The sequence below is a fragment of the Actinomycetospora sp. NBC_00405 genome, from assembly GCF_036044095.1.
In the GTDB taxonomy this organism is placed as follows: Bacteria; Actinomycetota; Actinomycetes; order Mycobacteriales; family Pseudonocardiaceae; genus Actinomycetospora; species Actinomycetospora callitridis.
Map to the genome: position 1 here is coordinate 2,376,903 of NZ_CP107938.1, position 19,164 is coordinate 2,396,066.

Annotated in this window: 18 protein-coding genes; 7 read left to right on the top strand and 11 right to left on the bottom strand. The window is 74.7% G+C overall.

Annotated elements, in window-relative coordinates:
• Positions 1 to 101 precede the first annotated feature (101 nt).
• The gene (locus tag OG774_RS11720; RefSeq protein WP_328309581.1) at positions 102 to 1,205 is read left to right on the top strand and encodes a methyl-accepting chemotaxis protein; all 1,104 of its coding nucleotides are present in this window, start codon (positions 102 to 104) and stop codon (positions 1,203 to 1,205) included.
• A gap of 7 nt (positions 1,206 to 1,212) precedes the next feature.
• On the opposite strand, the gene OG774_RS11725 is transcribed toward OG774_RS11720, so the two are convergent.
• Together OG774_RS11725 and OG774_RS11730 are read right to left on the bottom strand one after the other, a co-directional pair.
• Entirely contained in the window at positions 1,213 to 1,893 is a 681-nt protein-coding gene (locus tag OG774_RS11725) for an alpha/beta hydrolase (RefSeq protein ID WP_328309582.1), read from the bottom strand.
• Positions 1,894 to 1,987: 94 nt separating this feature from the next.
• Entirely contained in the window at positions 1,988 to 2,449 is a 462-nt protein-coding gene (locus tag OG774_RS11730) for a PaaI family thioesterase (RefSeq protein WP_328309583.1), read from the bottom strand.
• Positions 2,450 to 2,564: 115 nt separating this feature from the next.
• On the opposite strand from OG774_RS11730, the gene OG774_RS11735 reads away from it, so the two are divergent.
• Positions 2,565 to 2,936 carry a nuclear transport factor 2 family protein gene (locus OG774_RS11735; protein ID WP_328309585.1) on the top strand — a complete coding sequence of 124 codons (372 nt, stop codon included), beginning with the start codon at positions 2,565 to 2,567 and terminating at the stop codon, positions 2,934 to 2,936.
• A gap of 22 nt (positions 2,937 to 2,958) precedes the next feature.
• Here the strand turns inward: OG774_RS11735 and OG774_RS11740 are convergent, their stop codons facing one another.
• Positions 2,959 to 4,974, bottom strand: a complete 2,016-nt coding sequence (locus tag OG774_RS11740; RefSeq protein WP_328309587.1) for a protein meaA — start codon at positions 4,972 to 4,974, stop codon at positions 2,959 to 2,961.
• Positions 4,975 to 5,142: 168 nt separating this feature from the next.
• On the opposite strand from OG774_RS11740, the gene OG774_RS11745 reads away from it, so the two are divergent.
• On the top strand, positions 5,143 to 5,439 hold the full coding sequence (locus tag OG774_RS11745; RefSeq protein ID WP_328309589.1) for a hypothetical protein: 297 nt from the start codon (positions 5,143 to 5,145) through the stop codon (positions 5,437 to 5,439).
• 40 nt (positions 5,440 to 5,479) lie between these two features.
• Here OG774_RS11745 and murA read toward each other — a convergent pair whose 3' ends face one another.
• The 4 genes from murA to OG774_RS11765 are packed head-to-tail and all read right to left on the bottom strand — an operon-like array spanning position 5,480 to position 9,748.
• Complete coding sequence (gene murA / locus OG774_RS11750; RefSeq protein WP_328309591.1) at positions 5,480 to 6,748, bottom strand: UDP-N-acetylglucosamine 1-carboxyvinyltransferase; 1,269 nt, start codon at positions 6,746 to 6,748, stop codon at positions 5,480 to 5,482.
• A gap of 12 nt (positions 6,749 to 6,760) precedes the next feature.
• Positions 6,761 to 7,612, bottom strand: a complete 852-nt coding sequence (locus tag OG774_RS11755; protein WP_328309593.1) for an ABC transporter ATP-binding protein — start codon at positions 7,610 to 7,612, stop codon at positions 6,761 to 6,763.
• A gap of 19 nt (positions 7,613 to 7,631) precedes the next feature.
• Positions 7,632 to 8,705 (bottom strand): FecCD family ABC transporter permease, encoded by a 1,074-nt coding sequence (locus OG774_RS11760; protein ID WP_328309595.1) that lies wholly within the window; start codon positions 8,703 to 8,705, stop codon positions 7,632 to 7,634.
• Entirely contained in the window at positions 8,702 to 9,748 is a 1,047-nt protein-coding gene (locus OG774_RS11765; RefSeq protein WP_328309597.1) for a FecCD family ABC transporter permease, read from the bottom strand. Before OG774_RS11765 ends, OG774_RS11760 begins: the two co-directional genes overlap by 4 nt.
• Positions 9,749 to 9,872: 124 nt before the next feature.
• On the opposite strand from OG774_RS11765, the gene OG774_RS11770 reads away from it, so the two are divergent.
• From OG774_RS11770 to OG774_RS11780, 3 genes are read left to right on the top strand one after another with little or no spacing between them, the layout of a single operon-like run.
• Entirely contained in the window at positions 9,873 to 10,868 is a 996-nt protein-coding gene (locus tag OG774_RS11770; protein ID WP_328309599.1) for an iron-siderophore ABC transporter substrate-binding protein, read from the top strand.
• 19 nt (positions 10,869 to 10,887) lie between these two features.
• Positions 10,888 to 12,252: a M14 family zinc carboxypeptidase gene (locus tag OG774_RS11775; protein ID WP_328309601.1), complete on the top strand. Its 1,365-nt coding sequence runs from the start codon at positions 10,888 to 10,890 to the stop codon at positions 12,250 to 12,252.
• Between the two features lie 4 nt (positions 12,253 to 12,256).
• Complete coding sequence (locus OG774_RS11780; protein WP_328309603.1) at positions 12,257 to 12,850, top strand: cob(I)yrinic acid a,c-diamide adenosyltransferase; 594 nt, start codon at positions 12,257 to 12,259, stop codon at positions 12,848 to 12,850.
• On the opposite strand, the gene OG774_RS11785 is transcribed toward OG774_RS11780, so the two are convergent.
• A complete protein-coding gene (locus OG774_RS11785) occupies positions 12,847 to 14,016 on the bottom strand; it encodes an alanine racemase (RefSeq protein ID WP_328309605.1) in 1,170 nt (389 codons plus the stop codon). The two genes, OG774_RS11780 and OG774_RS11785, sit on opposite strands and share 4 nt — an antisense overlap.
• 23 nt (positions 14,017 to 14,039) lie before the next feature.
• Between OG774_RS11785 and OG774_RS11790 the strand changes: the two genes are divergently transcribed.
• The gene (locus tag OG774_RS11790; RefSeq protein WP_328309607.1) at positions 14,040 to 15,344 is read left to right on the top strand and encodes a D-arabinono-1,4-lactone oxidase; all 1,305 of its coding nucleotides are present in this window, start codon (positions 14,040 to 14,042) and stop codon (positions 15,342 to 15,344) included.
• Between the two features lie 78 nt (positions 15,345 to 15,422).
• Here OG774_RS11790 and OG774_RS11795 read toward each other — a convergent pair whose 3' ends face one another.
• The 3 genes from OG774_RS11795 to OG774_RS11805 all read right to left on the bottom strand — a co-directional run bounded on the left by OG774_RS11795 (position 15,423) and on the right by OG774_RS11805 (position 19,129).
• Positions 15,423 to 16,397: a TauD/TfdA family dioxygenase gene (locus tag OG774_RS11795; protein WP_328309609.1), complete on the bottom strand. Its 975-nt coding sequence runs from the start codon at positions 16,395 to 16,397 to the stop codon at positions 15,423 to 15,425.
• A gap of 64 nt (positions 16,398 to 16,461) precedes the next feature.
• Positions 16,462 to 17,472, bottom strand: a complete 1,011-nt coding sequence (gene sbnA / locus OG774_RS11800) for a 2,3-diaminopropionate biosynthesis protein SbnA (protein ID WP_328309611.1) — start codon at positions 17,470 to 17,472, stop codon at positions 16,462 to 16,464.
• A 175-nt stretch (positions 17,473 to 17,647) separates the two neighbouring features.
• Positions 17,648 to 19,129 carry a serine/threonine-protein kinase gene (locus OG774_RS11805; protein WP_328309613.1) on the bottom strand — a complete coding sequence of 494 codons (1,482 nt, stop codon included), beginning with the start codon at positions 19,127 to 19,129 and terminating at the stop codon, positions 17,648 to 17,650.
• Between the last annotated feature and the right edge of the window lie 35 nt (positions 19,130 to 19,164).

A 19,164-nucleotide genomic window follows, 5' to 3' on the forward strand; every position in this document is an offset into this window, starting at 1 on the left:
CGTGCAAGCCCTGCGTCCACGCTGGCACTGAACGCCAGGAAATCCACATCCTCGCGAGCGACTTCGGCGTGATCGCCCGCACGCGCGGGCAGAGTGGGGACATGGCGTTGGTGCGGTTCGGTCCGCTGGCGGTGCCCTCCCCGGGCGAGGTGGTGGACACCGGGCGGTCGGTGCTCGGCTGGGTCGGCGAGGTCGTCGACGTCGGCGCGCGGCTGCCGGGGCGGGTGGACGCGCTGCTCGAGGAGGTGACGCGGCTGGTGGGCGTGCTCGGCACGCTGGCCGATCGCGTCGACGGGCTGGTCGACCGCGCCGACGGGATCGTGGTCCGGGTCGACGGCGTCATGGAGCGCGTCGACGGCGTCCTCGGCGAGGCCCGGCGGATCACCGAGGGCGCGAACGAGGTGGTCGGGAGCGCCCGGTCGATCACCTCCGGCGCCGAGGAGGTCGTCGGCAGCGCCCGTTCGATCACCGCGGGCGCCGAGGAGGTTGTGGGCAGCGCGCGGTCGATCACGTCCGGGGCCGAAGAGGTCGTCGGCAGCGCCCGCAAGATCACGCTGGGCGCCGACGACGTCGTCGAGTCGGCCCGTCGCATCACCGGCGGCGCGGAGGAGGTCGTCGAGTCCGCCCGCTCGATCACGTCCGGCGCCGACGAGGTCGTCACCTCGGCGCGCTCGATCACGTCCGGTGCCGACGAGGTCGTCACCTCCGCCCGCTCGATCACCAGCGGCGCCGACGAGGTCGTCACCTCCGCCCGTTCGATCACCAGTGGCGCGAACGAGGTCGTCGAGTCCGCCCGGTCGATCACGTCCGGCGCCGAGGGCGTCGTGGGCGACGCCAAGGAGATCACCGACGGCGCACGGGGAATCGTCGAGGGCGCCGGGGAGACGAGCCGGTCGGCCCAGGAGCTGCTCGGCCTCTACCAGCCGATGCTCGAACGGGCCGCGCCGCTCGCGGGCCGGTTCGTCGACGAGCTCAGCCCGGAGGAGGTCGACGCGCTGATCAAGCTCGTCGACGAGATGCCCCAGTTCACCGAGCACATGGTCACCGACATCATGCCGATCCTCGCGACCCTCGACCGCGTCGGACCGGACCTCCACGAGCTGCTCGACGTCACCAAGGACCTGCGTCAGGCCATCGACGGCATCCCCGGCTTCGGCTTCCTCAAGAAGCGCGGCGCCGCCAAGGACGACGAGGAGGAGAGCTGACGGCGGCTCAGGTCGCCACCCCGCGCACCACCGACGCCACCTCCTGCGGCCGGGACATCGCCGCGGAGTGCCCGGCGTCGAGGTGCACGACGGTCCCGGCCCGCTGGGCCATCGCCTCCTGCGCGAACGACGGGATCGCCGCGTCGCGGTCGCAGACGACGTAGGTGCTCGCGATGTCGTGCCAGGCGGCCCGCGTCAGGGGCGTCTCGGTGGCGGCCCGGCTCAGCAGCCCGAGCCTTCCGGCCGCCGACGCCGCGGTGGCGGGGTCCAGGTCGTTGTAGAAGACGGCTTCGGGGGTCCTCGCGACGATGTGCCGCTCGTGCACCTCCCACCACGGCGGCGGGGTGCCGCCGGCGGCGGCCAGCAACGACTCCCCCGCGTCCAGCATGAAGGCGCAGAGGTAGACGAGGTGCGTGACCTGCCCGCCCGCCGTGCCGGAGACCCCCTCCGACACCGGCAGCCCGCCGTAGGAGTGCGCGACCACGACGACCGGGCCATTGATCCCCGCGATCGCCGCCCGCACCGTCTCCGCGTCGTCCTCCAGGCCGCCCAGCTCGTCCGGGCCGCCGGTGCAGCTGGGCAGGTCGACGGTGCGCACGTCGAACTCCCCGAGCTCGGAGATCAGCGGCTCCCAGAACCAGGAGCCGTGCCAGGCGCCGTGGACGAGGAGCAGGGTGGGGCGCGGCATCGGTCCTCCGAGGTCGCCGGGATCGGTCCCCGCGGATCGTGGCCCAGGCCACACCACGCACACGGCACCGTTTCCGGTCCCCGGAAGGCCGAGGTCAGGCCGGCAGCACGGCCTGCGTCTGGGTCGTCCGGGCGACGAGGCGGTCCCGGTCGTCGGTGACGTCGGTCTGCACGACGATCTGGGTGCGCCCGGAGTGCACGGGACGGGCCGTCGCCCGGACCTCGCCGCCCGAGGAGCCCGAGGAGCCCGAGGAGCCCGAGGAGCCCGAGGAGCCCGAGGAGCCCGAGGAGCCCGAGGAGCCCGATACCGCGCGCAGCAAGTGCGTGCCCGACTGCGTCGTCGCCGTCCGCGCCCCCGCCGGCAGCCCGAGGAAGGCGCAGACGGCGCCCGCGGTGTCGGCCAGCGTCATCAGGGCGCCGCCGTGCAGCAGGCCGCCGGCGGTGGTGTGCGCGTCGGACCAGGGCAGGACGGCGACGGTCTCGTCGGCGCCGGCGGTCTCCAGCCGGATCCCGAGCTCGGCGGCGAAGGGCATGGACGCGATCAGGTCGTCGCTCATGGTGGAGAGCCTCGCGGGACCGGGCGCTGATCGTCCATGACCTACGAGGTCATCGACCCGGCTACCGCGCCGCGGTCAGGGTTCTCCCCGTCAGCAACTCACCGAGGAGGACCCTATGACCGACACCACCGCCCTCGTCCAGCGCTACCTCGCCGCCTGGAACGCCACCGACCCCGCCGCGCGCCGCGAGGCGATCGCCGCGGCGTTCACGCCCGACGCCCGCTACGTCGACCCGATGGCCGACGTCCGCGGCCACGACGGCGTCGACGCCCTGATCGCGGGCGCCCAGGAGCAGCTCGCCGGCCTGGAGTTCTCCCCCGGCGAGGTGCTCGACGCCCACCACGACGTCGTCCGCTTCACCTGGCACCTCGGACCCGCGGGCAACAAGGACGGAGAGCCCGTGGTGATCGGGTTCGACGTCGCCGAGGTGGCCGGGGACGGGCGTCTCGAGCGCGTCCACGGCTTCCTCGACCGCGTGCCCGGGTGACCTCGGGCGGGGACGCGTCGGCTCACACGGCCGCCGGCGCGTCCAGCCCGTGCGCCTCGCGGATCACGTCGACGAACTCGCCCATGATCCCGGTCAGCGAGTAGGACTTCGGCGTCACGACGCGGTGCACGCCGAGGCGCTGGAGCTGCTCGGCGTCCTTCGGCGGGATGATGCCGCCGACGACCACCGGGATGTCCTCGGCGCCCGCGCGGGCCAGCCCGTCGAGCACGGCGGGGACGACCTCGAGGTGCGAGCCCGACAGCACCGACAGGCCCACGACGTGCACGCCCTCCTGCACGGCCGCCGCGACGATCTCGGCGGGGGTGAGGCGGATGCCCTGGTAGATCACCTCGAAGCCGGCGTCGCGGGCGCGCACGGCGATCTGCTCGGCGCCGTTGGAATGCCCGTCGAGACCCGGCTTGCCGACGAGCATGCGCAGCGACGCCGTGCCCATCTCCTCGGCGGTCGCCTTGACGCGGGCGCGCACCGCGGCCAGGTCCTCGGGCGCCTCGCCGGCGCCCGAGGACGCCGCGGACACCCCGGTCGGCGCACGGTAGGAGCCGAAGACGTCGCGCAGCGCCCCCGCCCACTCGCCGGTGGTGACCCCGGCGCGGGCGCACGCGAGCGTCGCCTCCATGAGGTTCTCGTCGGTGGTCGCGGCCTCGCGCAGGCGGTCGAGCGCGGCGTCGGCGTCGACCTGGTCGCGCCCCGAGCGCCACTCCTGCACGGCCTTCGCGGCCTCGTCCTCCACCGACCTGTCGACGGTGAAGATCGCCTCGGCGCCCTCGGCCTGCAGCGGGCTGGGCTCGGTGGAGGTGAACTTGTTGACGCCCACCACCACGTCCTCGCCGGACTCCAGGCGCATCCGCCGCTGCGCCAGCGACGAGACGAGCTGCGACTTCATGTAGCCGGAGTCGACGGCGGGCACGGCGCCGCCCATCTCGGCGACCTTCGCCATCTCGGCGCGCGCCCCCTCGACGATGGCGGCCGTCTTGGCCTCCATGACGTGCGAGCCCGCGAAGATGTCGTCGTGGTCGAGCAGGTCGGTCTCGTAGGCCAGCACCTGCTGCATCCGCAGCGCCCACTGCTGGTCCCACGGCCGCGGCAGGCCCAGCGCCTCGTTCCACGCCGGCAGCTGCACCGCGCGGGCCCGGGCGTCCTTCGACAGCGTCACCGCGAGCATCTCCAGCACGATGCGCTGGACGTTGTTCTCCGGCTGGGCCTCGGTGAGCCCCAGCGAGTTCACCTGCACGCCGTAGCGGAAGCGCCGCATCTTGGCGTCCTCGACGCCGTAGCGCTCGCGGCAGAGCTCGTCCCAGAGCTGCGAGAACGCCCGCAGCTTCGCGATCTCCTCGATGAAGTGCAGGCCCGCGTTGACGAAGAACGAGATGCGCCCGACGACCTGGCCGAAGTCGTCCTCGGGCACCTGGCCCGAGTCGCGGACGGCGTCGAGCACCGCGATCGCGGTCGACAGCGTGTAGGCGACCTCCTGCGTCGGCGTCGCCCCGGCCTCCTGCAGGTGGTAGCTGCAGATGTTGATCGGGTTCCACTTGGGGACGTTCGTGTAGGTCCAGGCGATCATGTCGGTGATCAGCCGGACGCTCGGCCCGGGCGGGAACGCGTAGGTCCCGCGCGAGAGGTACTCCTTGACGATGTCGTTCTGGGTGGTGCCCGCGAGCTTCGCGCGGTCGGCGCCCTGCTCGTCGGCGACGGTGACGTAGAGAGCGAGCATCCACATCGCCGTGGCGTTGATCGTCATCGAGGTGTTGGCCTCGTCGAGCGGGATCCGGTCGAACAGCGCCCGCATGTCCCCGATGTGCGACACGGGCACGCCGACCTTGCCGACCTCACCCTTGGCCAGCTCGGCGTCGGGGTCGTACCCGGTCTGCGTGGGCAGGTCGAACGCGACCGACAGGCCGGTCTGCCCCTTCTCCAGGTTGCGCCGGTAGAGCTCGTTCGACGCGCGCGCCGACGAGTGGCCGGCGTAGGTCCGCATGACCCAGGGCCGGTCGCGGGCGTCGTCGCTGGGGTAGGGCACGTGGGACCTCCTCATCGCGGCACCTGGCAGCATCGCGTCACCCGGCAGCGTCGCGTCACCTGGCCGATGACCCGCTGATGTTACCGACGGGTCCGGCCCGCGGGGCGGCCCACGGGATGCCGTCAGCCACAGGATCGGTCAGGATGGTCGGGTCCGGAGGAGACACACATGATCGGCTCGATCGGCGAGATCCTGATGGCGATCTCGCTCATGATCTTCATCGCCGGGCTGCTGCGCTGGACGTTCGGCCGCGGCCCGCAGGGCGCGCTGCCCGACGAGAACGGCGATCTCGGCCTGCTCGAGACCGTCGCCGTGGTGCCGACCCGCGAGGCCGCCGACGTGCTCGTCGGCAAGCTGGCCCGCGAGAAGGTGCGGGTGACGGTCAGTCACCGCGAGGAGGGCTGGGCCCTGCTGGCCTTCCCCCGCGACGCGAACGACGCCCGCCTGGTGCTGCACGCCCTGTGAGCGAACTTCGGGGCTATAGCCGCGAATCTCGCTCACGGGATCAGCGCACCGGCGGCGCGACCACCCGGTGGATGCCGCCGCCGAGGGCGGCGAGGTTCTCGACGAACAGCGGGTAGCCGCGGTCGATGTGGGCGACGTCCCAGACCTCGGTCTCCCCGTCCGCGCACAGCCCGGCGAGCACGAGCCCGGCGCCGGCGCGGATGTCGGACGCCCAGACCGGCGCCGACGAGAGCCGCCGCACGCCGCGGACGACGGCGTGGTGGCCGTCGGTACGGGCGTCGGCGCCGAGCCGGACCATCTCCTCGACGAACCGGAACCGGCCCTCGAACACGTTCTCGGTGATCATCGAGGTGCCCTCGGAGATCGCGGAGAGCGCGATCGCCATGGGCTGGAGGTCGGTGGCGAAGCCCGGGTAGGGCAGCGTCACCCAGTCCACCGAGCGCGGACGGCTCTCCATGACGACCCGGAAGCCCTCGCCCTGCGCGCTGACCTCGGCGCCCGCCTGGGCGAGGCGGTCGAGCACGAGGTCGAGGTGGTGGGGGTCGACGCCGCGCACGGTGACGTCCCCGCCGGCCATGGCCGCGGCGAAGCCCCAGGTGGCGCCCACGATGCGGTCGCCGATCACCCGGTGGTTCGTGGGCGTGAGCGCCCCGCCGCCGTGGACGGTGAGCGTCGACGTGCCGCCGCCCTCGATCTTGGCGCCCATCTGCTGGAGCATCGTCACGAGGTCGACGATCTCGGGCTCGCGCGCGGCGTTGTCGATCACCGTCGTGCCGTCGGCGAAGACCGCGGCCATGAGGATGTTCTCGGTGGCCCCGACGCTGGGGAAGTCGAGCCAGATCTGGGCGCCGCGCAGCGTCTCGGCGTCCGCCACCACGCAGCCGTGGGAGATCTCGCTCGACGCCCCGAGCAGGCGCAGGCCCGCCTGGTGCATGTCGAGGGGCCGCGAGCCGATGGCGTCGCCACCCGGCAGGGGCACCACCGCGCGACGGCAACGGGCGACAAGCGGCCCGAGCACGCACACCGAGGCCCGCAGCCGCGAGACCGAGCGGTAGTCGGCCTCGGAGGTCAGGTCGGCCGGCACGTCGATCGTCACGGTGGCGCCGTCGACGTCGACCGTGCAGCCGAGGCTGCGCAGAACGTCGGCCATCAGCGGCACGTCGAGGATCTCGGGACAGTTCGTCAGGATCGTCCGGCCCTCGGCCAGGAGCGCCGCCGCCATGAGCTTGAGCACGCTGTTCTTGGCGCCGACGACGTCGACGGCCCCGGACAGCGGGCCCGAGCCGCGCACCACGAAGTGCTCGTTCATCGCGGCAGGACGCTACCCGTCGGCCCGGAGGGCGCCGTCGGCGGCGCCGGTGCGGGCCCCCTTCTCGGAAGCGGGGCCGCGCAGCGGGCGCCGCGGGACGACCATCGGGGTGCCGGTCTCGGGGTCGGGCACCACCCGGCACGCGAGGCCGTAGACGTCGGTGACGAGCTCCTCGGTCAGCACCTCGGCCGGCGGCCCGCTCGCGGCCACCACCCCGCCCGGGCGCAGCGCGATCAGGTGGGTGGCGTAGCGCGCGGCCTGGTTGAGGTCGTGGAGCACCGCGACGAGGGTGCGCCCGGACTCGTCGTGCAGGCGGGCGCAGAGCTCCAGCACGTCGACCTGGTGGGAGATGTCGAGGTAGGTCGTCGGCTCGTCGAGCAGCAGGATCGGCGTCTCCTGGGCGAGCGCCATCGCGAGCCAGACGCGCTGGCGCTGGCCGCCGGAGAGCTCGTCGACGGCGCGGTCGGCGAGGTCGGCGACGTTCGTGAGCGTCATCGCCTCGACGACGGCCTTCTCGTCGTCGTCCGACCACTGCTTGAGCAGCTGCTGGTGCGGATAGCGCCCGCGGGCGACGAGGTCGCCGACGGTGATGCCGCCGGGCGCGCTGGCCGTCTGCGGGAGCAGGCCGAGGCGGCGCGCGACCTCCTTGGACCGGTAGCTCGAGATCGCGTGCCCGTCGAGAACCACCGTGCCCTTCTGCGGTGCGAGGACGCGCGCCAGGGCCGCGAGCAGCGTCGACTTGCCGCACGCGTTCGGCCCGACGATCACGGTGAACGAGCCGTCCGGGATCGCCACCGAGAGGTCGGTGGCGACGGTGCGTCCCTCGTAGCCCAGCGTCACGTCCTGGGCGAGAAGGCGGGTCATGAGGCTCCCTGGCGTGCGGTCACGTGGTGCTCCCCCGCCACATGCGGACCAGCAGGGCGATGAGGTAGAGGCCCCCGAGCAGGCCGGTGGCGACGCCCACGGGCAGCGGGACGGGCGCGAAGAGGCGGGTCACGGCGAGGTCGCCGACCACGAGCATCGCCGCCCCGAGCAGCGCCGACGGTACGAGGACCGGCGTCGCCGACCGGCTGAGCTGCCGGGCGATCTGGGGTGCGGCGAGCGCGAGGAACGGGATCGGCCCGGCCGCGGCGGTCGCGGCGGCGGCGAGCCCGACCGCGGCGAGCAGCGCGACGTTGCGGGTGCGGGTGACGTCGACGCCGAGGCCGCCCGCCGGGCGGTCGCCGAGCTCGAGCAGGGCCAGGCGGCGCGCGCCGGCGAGCACGATCGGCAGCAGGAGCACCAGCGCGACGGCGAGCGCCACCACCTGCGTCCAGCCGCGGTTCGACAGGTCCCCGAGCAGCCAGGCCTGCGCGTCCACGGCGGTCTGCAGGGCGGCGCGGGTGATCAGCCAGCTGTTCACCGCGAGCAGCATCGCCCCGACGCCGATGCCGATGAGCACCAGGCGCAGGCCCTGCGTCCCCCGGCCTGCGGCGAGCCCGACGACGACGAGCGCGGTGACCACGCCGCCGACCAGGGCGCCCACCGACGTCCCGAGCGTGCTCGCCCCGAGCACGACGATGGCGACGAGCGCGCCCGTCGCGGCCCCGGTGGTGAACCCGATGACGTCCGGGCTCCCGAGCACGTTGCGCGAGAGGCTCTGCAGCACCGCGCCGCTGGCCGCCAGCGCCGCGCCCACCCCGATCGCCAGCAGCAGGCGCGGCAGGCGCAGCGTCAGCACGACGAACTCGGTGGACCGGCTGCCCTGGCCCACCAGCGTCTCGCCCACCTCGAACACCGTCAGCGGGGCCTCGCCGGTGGTCAGCGAGGCCACGGCGCCCACGACGACGACGAGCAGCGACACGGCGCCGACGGCGACCGACCGCGGGCCCACCCGCAGGCAGACACGCCCGCCGGCGAGGCGGACGAGGCGGCCGGTGACGGGCGGGGCCGGACGCGGGCGGGGCGGCGCGCTCACACGCTCACCAGCCGCCGCCGGCGGCACAGGGCCACGAAGACGGGCACGCCGAGCACGGCCGTCGTGACCCCGACCTGGATTTCCCCGGGCGGCGCGAGCACCCGGCCCACGACGTCGGCGACGAGCAGCACGACGGCCCCGAGCACGGCGGTGTAGGGCAGCACCCAGCGGTGCGCGGGCCCGACCAGGAACCGCACGGCGTGCGGCACGGCCAGCCCGAGGAAGGCGATCGGCCCGACGGCCGCGGTGGCCGCGCCGGCGAGCACCGTCGCCGCGACGCCCGCGTACACGCGGGTGCGCCCGACGTCGAGCCCGAGGGCGGTGCCGGCCCGGTCGCCGAGCACGAGGGTGTCGAGGGCGCGGGCCATCGCGAACGACGCGACCACGCCGACGGCGATGAACGGGGCCACGGCGAGCAGCACGTCGACACCTCGACCGGACAGCGAGCCGAGGTTCCAGAAGCGGAACGAGTCGAACGTGCGCGGGGAGAGCACGAGCGCGGCGTTGACGAGGGCGATGAGCACCGCGGTGACGGCCGCGCCGGCGAGCACGAGCCGGTCGGGGGTGCCCGACGAGCGCCCGGTGGCCCCGAGCACGTGCACCGCCACCATCGCCAGCGCGGCGCCGACCAGGGCGAACCACACGTAGCCGGTCACCGTGCCGATCCCGAACGCGCCGATGGCGATGACCACCGCCGTCGCGGCGCCTGCGTTGACCCCGAGCAGGCCGGGGTCGGCGAGCGGGTTGCGCGACAGGCCCTGCATCACGGCGCCCGAGAGGCCCAGCGCCGCGCCGACGGCGAGGGCGAGCAGGCCGCGGGGCAGGCGCAGGTCGCGGACGATCGCGGCCTCGGTGCCGGTGCCGTCACCCCCGTTGCCACCCCAGAGCAGCGACCAGGACTGGGCGAGGCCGATGTCGCGTGAGCCGATACCGATGCTGATCAGCAGCACCACGACGGCCAGGGCGACGAGCCCCACGAGCCCGAGGACGCGCGCCGTGGACCCCGGGCGCGCGCCGGCGCGGGTCTCCCCGGGCGGCGTCACCTCCGCGACCACCTCGCTGCACGCCTCCGACCGATCGCGAACCCCCGCCGACGCGCGCACCCTACCCGTTAGGGTTGCCTAGCCTCGGTTGTCCGAAGTGTCCCATCCGACGTCAGGAGTCCCCGTGGTCCGCCGCCTCGCCCTCGCGGCCTGCGCCCTCGCCCTGCTCGCCGTCGCCGCGTGCGGTGGCGGCGGCTCCGGTGCCGGGGGCGCCCCCGCCGGCTCGGCGGTCGGCAGCGCCTACCCCGCCACGATCGACACCGTGTTCGGGCCGGTCACCGTCGAGGAGGCGCCGCAGCGGATCGTGGCGCTGGGCTGGTCGGACGCCGAGACCGCGCTGACCCTCGGGGTCCAGCCCGTCGGCGCGTCGGACTGGCTCGCCTTCGGCGGCACCGGCGTCGGGCCCTGGTCGCCGCCGTACACGACGCCGCCGACGATCCTCGGCACCACGCAGCTCGACTACGAGGCCGTCGCCGCCCTGCGGCCCGACCTCATCCTCGACACGCGTTCCTCGGGCGACCGGCAGCGCTTCGACACGCTCAACCAGATCGCGCCCACCGTCTCCCCGCCCCCGGGGCTCGCCGCCTCCTACGGGACCACCTGGCGCCAGCAGATGACGATGGTGTCGGCGGCGCTCGGCAAGCCCGACGAGGGCGCCCGGCAGATCGCCGGCCTCGAGGAGAAGTTCCGGGCCACCACCGCCGCGAACCCCCAGTTCGCGGGCCGGCCTGCCGGCGTCGGCGCCTTCTTCGGCGGCCAGTGGGGCGCCTACGTCCCCGGCGACGCGCGCGTCGACGTCATGAACGAGCTCGGGTTCACCACCCCGCCGCAGATCGAGGCGCTCGCGGGCAGCGCGAACGGGTCGTTCTACGTGCCGCTCTCCGGCGAGCAGGTCGGCCTGCTCTCCTCCGACCTCACCGTCGTCTTCCCGATCAACGCGAGCGCCGACGCGATCCGCACCGACCCGGTGCTCTCGCGGACCCCGGCCGCGCAGGCCGGGCACCTCGTCGTCCTGGACGACAAGACCACGAGCGACGCGTTCTCCTCGGGCTCGGTGCCCGGCACCGCGGCGGCCCTCGACCGTGCCGTGCCGCAGTTCGCGGGGGCGCTGAGCCGCTGACGCTGGCACCCTCCGGGCCGTGACCGCTCCCCTGCCCGGCTGGCTCGTCGCGGAGATGGCCGCCGTCCCGCCCCGCGACGCGCTGGCCGGGGCCGACGAGCTGGCGGCGGAGTCGGCGCGGCTGGCCGCCGAGCACCCCGGCGTCGTCACCCGCCGCCGGATCGGCACCTCGGGCCAGGGCGAGCCGCTCACGGCGCTGACCGTCGACGGGCCGGGGCCGTCCGCGCTGGTCATCGGCCTGCCGCACCCGAACGAGCCGGTGGGCGGGCTCACCGCGCTGCACCTGGCGCGGCGTCTCGCGCAGGACGACGGCCTGCGGGCCCGACTCGGGCTCACGTGGCACGTCGTCCCGTGCATCGACCCGGACGGCCTGCGGCTCAACGAGGGCTGGCTCGCCGGGCCCTTCACCCGGGAGCACTACGCCCGCCACCTGTACCGGCAGGCGGGTACCGAGCAGATCGAGTGGAGCTTCCCGCTCGCGCACAAGGACGCGTGGTTCGACGCGGTGCTGCCCGAGACGCTCGCGCTGATGCGGCTCGTCGACGAGCACCGCCCGGTGCTCATGGCTTCGCTGCACAACGCCGAGGTCGGCGGCGTCTACCACTACCTGAGCCGCCCCGAGCCCGACCTGCACCCGGTGCTCCAGGCCGTCCCCGCCGAGGTCGGCCTCCGCCTGCACCGCGGCGAGCCCGAGGCCCCGTGGATCCCGCTGCTCGCCGAGGGCATCTACCGCTCGCTCGACATCCGCGACGCCTACGACCACCTCGAGGTCACCGGGGAGCACGAGAACCTCGCGGGCGGGAACTCCACCGGCGCCTACGCCGCCCGCCACGGCACGTTGACGCTGGTCACCGAGGTGCCCTACTGGCGCGACGACCGCCTCGGCGACGACGCGGCGAGCGGCTACGACCGGGCGACGCTGCTGCGCGGGGCCGCCGAGGCCGTCGACGACCTCGCGACCACCCTCTCCGGCGCCCTCACCGCGCTCAACGGCCTCGTGCACGAGTCGCCGTTCGTGCGCGCCACCCGCTTCTTCGCCCCGTTCCTCGCGGGCAGCGCGACCGACCTGGCGCGCCGGGCCATCCAGGAACCCGACCGGCCGGCGACCGTCGCCGAGCACGCCTCGCTCGACGAGGTCGTCGACATGGCCCGGCTGCGCTACGGCGGCATGCTCCTGCGCGCGCTCGACGCCGAGCACGCGCTCGGCAACGTCCGGCCCGCGGTGCGCGCGGCCCGCGCCGACCTCGCCGGGCGGTTCGCCGTCTGGTCGGCGGAGGCCGCCGGGCGCGCGCCGGCCACCCGCGTCCCGCTGCGCGACCTCGTCGCCGTCCAGGCCGCGTCCGTGCTCGGCGCCGCCGCGCACCTCGCCGCGTCCCTAGACTGACGGTGTGGCCGTACACCTGACCCGGATCTACACGCGCACCGGCGACGACGGGACGACGGGCCTGTCGGACTTCTCGCGCGTGCCCAAGACCGACCCGAGGCTCTCGGCCTACGCCGACTCCGAGGAGGCGAACGCCGCGATCGGCGTCGCGCTCTCCGTCGGGTCGCCGCCCGAGGCGATCGTCGCCCCGCTGCGCCAGATCCAGAACGACCTCTTCGACGTCGGCGCCGACCTCGCGACCCCGGTGATCGAGAACCCGGAGTACCCGCCGCTGCGCGTCACCGAGCGCCAGGTCGAGCGGCTCGAGGGCTGGTGCGACGAGTTCAACGAGGACCTGCCGAAGCTCAACTCGTTCATCCTGCCCGGCGGCACCCCCGCGGCCGCCTACCTGAACATCGCGCGCGTGGTCACCCGCCGCGCCGAGCGCAGCACCTGGGCCGTGATCGCGGCCGATCCCGACCGCACGAGCACGCTGCCCGCGCACTACCTCAATCGGCTCTCGGACCTGCTGTTCATCCTCGGACGCGTGGCCAACCCCGGCGGCGACGTGCTGTGGGTCCCGGGCGGCCCGGAGGAGCAGCGCCGGCCGGCCCCCTAACCGAAGGCCTTCCCCTCGCCGCGGTAGGTCGGCACGGTGCGCACGACGCGGTCGCCCACGACGAGGTGGTACGCGGTGAGGTGCTCGGCGAGCTCGCCGGCCTTGGCGGGGCGCATCCACACGCGGTCACCGAGGGCGGGGACGGCCCGGCCCCGCACCGGCGTCTGCACCTCCCCGGCGCCCTCGGTGCCGGTCAGCGCGAGGTCGGTGCGGACCGGGGACGGGAGCCGCGACGCGGCCGCCGGCCCCGAGGCCACCCAGCCACCGCCGGCCAGCGTGGCCGTCCGGTCGTCGGGGCGGCGCACCACGGACAGCGCGTAGGCGAGCGCGGGTCGCGGGTGCATGCGCGTGTAGCCGTCGAAGAGCGTCGAGCCGATCAGCGCCGAGCCCGCGGCGATCTCCGTGATCGACGGGTCCGCGCGCGTGGACTCCACGCTGCCGCTGCCGCCGCCGTTGACGAACTCCAGGTCGGCGACCTCGCGCACCGCCCGCACCACCGCACCCCGCCGCTCCGCGAGCTCGGCGGCGGACCGTCGCTGCATCCACTGCACCGCCGCGTCGCGGACCTGCGAGCCGGTGGCGTCCGGCACCCCGGCGATCTGGCCCTCGTAGGCCATGAGCCCGACGAGCCGGAAGCCCGGACGCGCCGCGATCGTCCGGGCGAGCCGGGCGGCCTCGTCGGCCGTGCGCACCGGTGACCGGCGGGCGCCGACGTGCACGCCGCGCACGGGGCGCCACGCGGCGTCGAGGTCGAGGCACACCCGCAGCTCCCGGTACCGGGCTCCCACGGCGGCGTCGACCAGGTCGAGGTGCTCGACGGAGTCGACCATGAGCGTCACCTCGACCCGGGCGTCCTCGTCGCCCGTGAGGTCGCACAGCGCGGCGCGGTCCACCGTCGGGTAGCCGACGAGCACGTCGTCGCCGGTGCCGTTCCCGACGTGCCAGAGCGCCTCGCGCAGCGAGTAGCACATCAGCCCCGTGACGCCCGGTCGGTCGACCGCGCGCTCGATGAGGGCGCGGCACCGCAGGGACTTGGTGGCGAGCCGGATCGGGAGCCCCGCCGCCCGCGCGACGAGGTCGTCGAGGTTGGCGTCGAAGGCGTCGAGATCGACGATCGCGAACGGCGGGTCGAGGTCGGCGGTCGCGCGATCCCAGCGGTCGATCACACCGGCGACGCTACGGTGCCGAGGTGACTCGCGGTACGTGGCGGAACTGGGCGGGGACGGTGGCCGCCACCCCGTCCCACGTGCACCTCCCCCGGTCCGTCGACGACGTCGTGGCGGCGGTGCACGCCGCCCGGGGCTCGCACCTGCGGCCCCGCGGCAGCGGCCACTCGTTCACCGCGCTCGCCGCCACCGACGACCACGCGATCGACCTGCGGCACTGGGCCGGCATCGAGTCGCTGGACACGGCGACCCGGCGCGTCCGGGTCCGCGCGGGCACCACGCTGCGCGCCCTCAACGCCGCCCTCGACGCGCACGGCCTGGCGCTGGCGAACCTCGGGGACATCGACGCCCAGACCGTCGCCGGGGCCGTCGCCACCGGCACGCACGGCACCGGCGCCCGGCTCGGCGGGCTGGCCACGCAGATCACGGCGCTCGACCTCGTGCTCGCCGACGGCACACCCGTGCACGCCGACGCCGCCGAGCGCCCCGAGCTGTTCGCCGCCGCCCGCGTCGGGCTCGGCGCGCTGGGCGTCGTCACCCACGTGACCCTGCAGGCCGTGCCCGCCTTCACCCTGCGGGCGAGCGAGCGCCCGGAGCCGCTGGACGAGGTGCTCGGCGACCTCGACGGCCTGCTCACCGGCGCCGACCACGTCGAGTTCTACTGGTTCCCGTACGGCGACCACGCCCTGGTCAAGCGCAACCACCGCGTGCCGGCCGCCGACGCACCGCCGCCGCTGCACCCGGTGCGGCGCTTCGTGGAGTACGACCTCGTCGAGAACGCCGCCTTCGGGGCCCTGTGCCGGGTCGGTCGCGCGCTGCCCCGCACCGCCGTCCCGCTCGGCCGCGTCGCCGGCGCGGTGCTCTCGGCCCGCGAGTACGGCGACCGCTCCGACCGGGTGTTCACGACGACGCGCCGCGTCCGGTTCGTGGAGTCGGAGTGGGCGCTGCCGCGGGCGCGCCTCGGTGAGGTGCTCGCCGAGCTCCGCACCCTCGTGTCCCGCCTGGAGCATCCCGTGCTCTTCCCCGTCGAGGTGCGCGTCGCCGCCGCCGACGACGTCTGGCTCTCGACCGCCCACGGCCGCGACACCGCCTACGTCGCGATCCACCAGTACGTCGGCGCGCCGTACCGGGCGTACTTCGCGGCGTTCGGCGACGTCGCCGCGGCGGTGGGCGGGCGCCCACACTGGGGCAAGGAGCACCACCTCGACGCCACGGACCTGGCACAGCGCTACCCGCGCTTCGACGACTTCCGCCGCGTGCGGTGCGACGTCGACCCCGCCGGCCTGTTCGGCAACGACCACCTCGACCGGATCCTGGGCCCGGTCTGAGCACCTCGTCCCGGCTCATGGGCATGCTTCGGTCTCCGAAGCATTCCGGCGGGACGATGTCGCCCCCGAGCGGCTGACTCACCCCAGGCGGATCGCGTCCGCCATCCCGACGACCACCTCGCGGTCGCCCTGGTAGGGCTCGCGGCCGTGGGCGGTGCGGATGTTGTCGACGACCATGACGTCGCCCGCCTGCCACGGCTCGCTCACGGTGTGGGCGGTGTACGCGTTGTTGATCAGGTTCACCACGTCCTCGCCGATCGGCTCGCCGTTGCCGAAGCGCGTGGTGAACGGCAGGCCGTCGGGTCCGTAGGACTCGACGAGGTACTCGCGGATGTCGGGGTCGAGCGTCCACTCGTTGAGGAACGCGACCTGGTTGAACCAGCAGGGACGCCCGTCGACGGGGTGGCGCACCACCGCGCGGCGGCGCTGACGGGTGCTCAGGCCGTCGCCGTTCCAGGTGAACTCGATGCCCTGGCTGCGGCAGTAGTGCTCGACGGCGCCGCGGTCGCTGGTGCCGAAGGCCTCGGCCCACGACGCGCCGATCTCCTCGTTGTAGTTGCGGACCAGCAACCAGCCCTCGTGGTCGAGTCGCGCCACCAGGGGCTGGGGCAGCGCCTGGAGCACGGCCGAGGCGTCGCCCACCGGGGTGGCCCCGCCGGCGGCGGGCGGGGCCAGGCAGGCGAAGAACATGAAGGCGGGCGGGTCGGGCAGGTAGCTCAGCTCGTTGTGCAGGCACATCTGCTGGGTCGCCGGCCACTGGGTGGACGAGTACAGCCCGTTCCCGAGCGCGGTGCGGGGGGCGAAGGCCTCACGCTCGGCCAGCAGGCCGACCGCCGCGAGGCGACCGAACACGGCGGCCGTCTGCGCGTGGTCGCGGACCCCGAGGCCACGGATCATGACCGCGCCGTGGCGAGCCACGATCTGGCGCACGTCGTTGCGGAAGTGCGCCGCCCAGCCGACGGGATCGGGACCGGGGTTCGTCCACAGGATCGGGGGACGGCCGGGGCGGAGGTCGAGGTTGCCGGCGGCGGGCTGCTGCATCGTGGACGACATGGTGACTCCGGTCGGGATCGAGCTGTGGTTGGGGCTGGGCGGGCTGGCGTGCTGATGGGCGGGATCAGGCGGTGGACGCCGGCGGGGCGGTGGGCAGGTTGTCGGGCAGGACGTGACGGCCCGTCAGACGGGCGCGGGCGCCGTAGTGCTCCTCGCGCCAGAGCGGGGCGTAGACGGTCTCGAGGTAGCGCTCGCCGGAGTCGGGCGCGAGGGTCACGGCGGTCATGCCGGGCCACCCGTTCCGACCCATCCAGTCGGCGGCACCCGCGACGACGGTGCCGGTGGAGCCGCCGAACAGGAACCCGCGCATCGCCAGGCGCTGGCACATCCGCAGGGTCTCGGTCTCGGGGACGATGACGACGTCGTCGATCATCGAGCGGTCGAGCGCCGGCGGGGTCATCCCCATGCCCAGGCCCGGGATGCGGCGGGACGCGGCCGGGCCGCCGAAGCTCACCGAGCCCTCGACGTCGATCGCGACGATCTTGACGTCGGGACGGTGCTGCTTGAACCAGCGAGCGGTGCCCATCAGCGTCCCGCAGGTGCCCGCGCCGACGAACACGACGTTGACGTGGGGGAACGTCCGGGCGATCGCGGGCCCGGTCTGGGCGTAGTGGGCGCCCGCGTTGGCCGGGTTCTCGTACTGGTTGAGCCAGACGGCGTCGGGGTTCTCCGCGCAGATCGAGTCCAGGTGCTCGAGGCGGGCCCCGAGCAGGCCGGTCTCGGGGTGGGGCACGTCGACGACGTGGACCTCGCCGCCGAAGGCCTCGATGAGCTTGCGCGTCTGCATGTTGCAGCGGTCGTCGGTGACGCAGATGAAGCGGTAGCCGTAGTTCGCGCAGACCATCGCGAGGGCGACGCCGAGGTTGCCCGACGACGATTCGACGACGATCGACCAGGGGTTGAGCCTGCCCTCGGCCTGGGCCGCCCCGATCATCGAGGCCGCGGCCTTCAGCTTCACGGAGCCCGCGAAGTTCATGCCCTCGACCTTGAGGAAGAGGCGGCGCTCGACGATCGCGTTGAGGTCCACGAAGAGGTCGTCGGTGTTGTACTGCTGGGGCGCGGAGATGATGGTCATGGCGACCTCCTCGGTTTCGCTGTCGTCGTTCCGGTGTGACACCAAGGATGGGCCGGGCCGCCCCCCGTCGACATCGCCGCGCGGACACCCTTCCCGCTGCTCGGGGTCAGGGTTCTGTCACCGCGGAGCAAGGGTGGGCGTGGTGTCGGGACGTCGTCCATCGCGAGACCTCCGTTCAGCCGGCGGCGGGCGTGAGGAGCACCGCGACGTACACGGCGGCCGCGACGACGAGCGCCACGAGGAGGACGGACAGGACGATCCACAGCGCCTTGCGCAGGAGGCGTCGCCGGTCCGGCGACCCCGCCGGGGCCGGGTCGGTGGGCGTCACCGGATCGGGGGCCGGACCCGCCAGCGACACGGCCCGGGGCTGGTGGACCCGCAGGTCTGCCGTGGGATCCGCGGGGGCGGGCGTCCGCGTCGGCGGCGCGTGGGCCCCGGCCGGCCGGCCGGCTCCCGGCGCCCCGCCCGTCGGGCGACGGGCCCCGCTCCCTGCCGGCGGCTGCTGCCCCGGGGCCCAGCCCGGGCGCATCGCGGTGCGGGGCGGGCCGCCGGGACCCCGCGGAGGAGCGGGGGCGGGGGCGGGGGCGGGGGCGGGCGCGTGGGCGCCGCCCGTCGCCCGCGGGGCCGGGCGCAGGACCGCCGTGGCGTCGGCGGGGACCGCGTGGCCCGCGCTCGTGGCGGGCACGACCGTGGTGGGCACCTCGATCGGCGCGGAGGCGGCCGACTGCTGGGTGCCGCCCCGGCGGGCCACGGCGGGCGGCCCGGGCTCCGCCTCGCTCCGGCGCCACTGCGCCGTGGTGGGGGTCGACGGCACCGCCCGTCCGGCCCCGGCGTCGAGCGCCGCCCGGGCCGCGGCGGCGAGCTCGCCCGCGCTGGCGGGCCGCTTCGCGGGGTCCTTGGCCAGGCCGGTGGCGATCAGGGCGTCGAAGGCCGGGTCCAGGCCGGGCACCGAGCGCGACGGCGTGGGCGGGGTCCAGGTGAGGTGCGCGGTCATCAGCTCGACGGGCTCGTCGATCGGGAAGGGCCTGGTGCCGGTGAGGCACTCGAACAGGAGACACGCCAGCGCGTAGACGTCGATCCCGTGCCCGCCCTCGCCCGAGAACCGCTCGGGGGCCATGTAGTCGAGGCTCCCGATGAGGACGCGGGTGCCGGTGAGCGGCGCGCTCTCGTCGCCGCCCACCGACCGGGTGATCCCGAAGTCGACGAGGTAGACGAAGTCGTGGGCGCCGACCCCGTCGTCGATGAGGACGTTCGACGGCTTCACGTCGCGGTGGATGAGGCCCGCGTGGTGGGCGGCGTCCAGGGCGGACGCGACCTGCTCCACGATCGCCACCGCCCGCGCGGGCGGGAGCCGGCCCTCGGTCTGGAGGACCTGTTCGAGATCGGCACCCCCGACGAGTCGCATGTCGAGGAACAGCTGCCCGTCGATCTCGCCGTAGGAGTGGATCGGGATGACGTGCGGGCTGCGCAGGCGGGCGACCAGCCGGGCCTCGCGGCGGAAGCGCCGCTGGTACTCGTCGTCGCCTGCGGCCTCGGCCGCGAGGCGCTTGAGGGCGACGACCCGGTCGTGCTCGGTGTCGTGGGCCTCGAACACCTCACCCATTCCGCCCCGGCCGACCACGCGGAGTAGCTCGTACGGCCCGAACTTCTCGGTCACACGGGTCACCCCCTCCCCTCGATCGACCCTGATGA

What these genes read in the sequence shown, in the direction of transcription:
- OG774_RS11725 (WP_328309582.1), bottom strand. Translation starts at nt 1,893, where the DNA reads ATGCCGCGCCCCACCCTGCTCCTCGTCCACGGCGCCTGGCACGGCTCC.
- OG774_RS11720 (WP_328309581.1), top strand. Translation starts at nt 102, where the DNA reads ATGGCGTTGGTGCGGTTCGGTCCGCTGGCGGTGCCCTCCCCGGGCGAG.
- OG774_RS11735 (WP_328309585.1), top strand. Translation starts at nt 2,565, where the DNA reads ATGACCGACACCACCGCCCTCGTCCAGCGCTACCTCGCCGCCTGGAAC.
- OG774_RS11745 (WP_328309589.1), top strand. Translation starts at nt 5,143, where the DNA reads ATGATCGGCTCGATCGGCGAGATCCTGATGGCGATCTCGCTCATGATC.
- murA (WP_328309591.1), bottom strand. Translation starts at nt 6,748, where the DNA reads ATGAACGAGCACTTCGTGGTGCGCGGCTCGGGCCCGCTGTCCGGGGCC.
- OG774_RS11755 (WP_328309593.1), bottom strand. Translation starts at nt 7,612, where the DNA reads ATGACCCGCCTTCTCGCCCAGGACGTGACGCTGGGCTACGAGGGACGC.
- sbnA (WP_328309611.1), bottom strand. Translation starts at nt 17,472, where the DNA reads ATGACCATCATCTCCGCGCCCCAGCAGTACAACACCGACGACCTCTTC.
- OG774_RS11795 (WP_328309609.1), bottom strand. Translation starts at nt 16,397, where the DNA reads ATGTCGTCCACGATGCAGCAGCCCGCCGCCGGCAACCTCGACCTCCGC.
- OG774_RS11730 (WP_328309583.1), bottom strand. Translation starts at nt 2,449, where the DNA reads ATGAGCGACGACCTGATCGCGTCCATGCCCTTCGCCGCCGAGCTCGGG.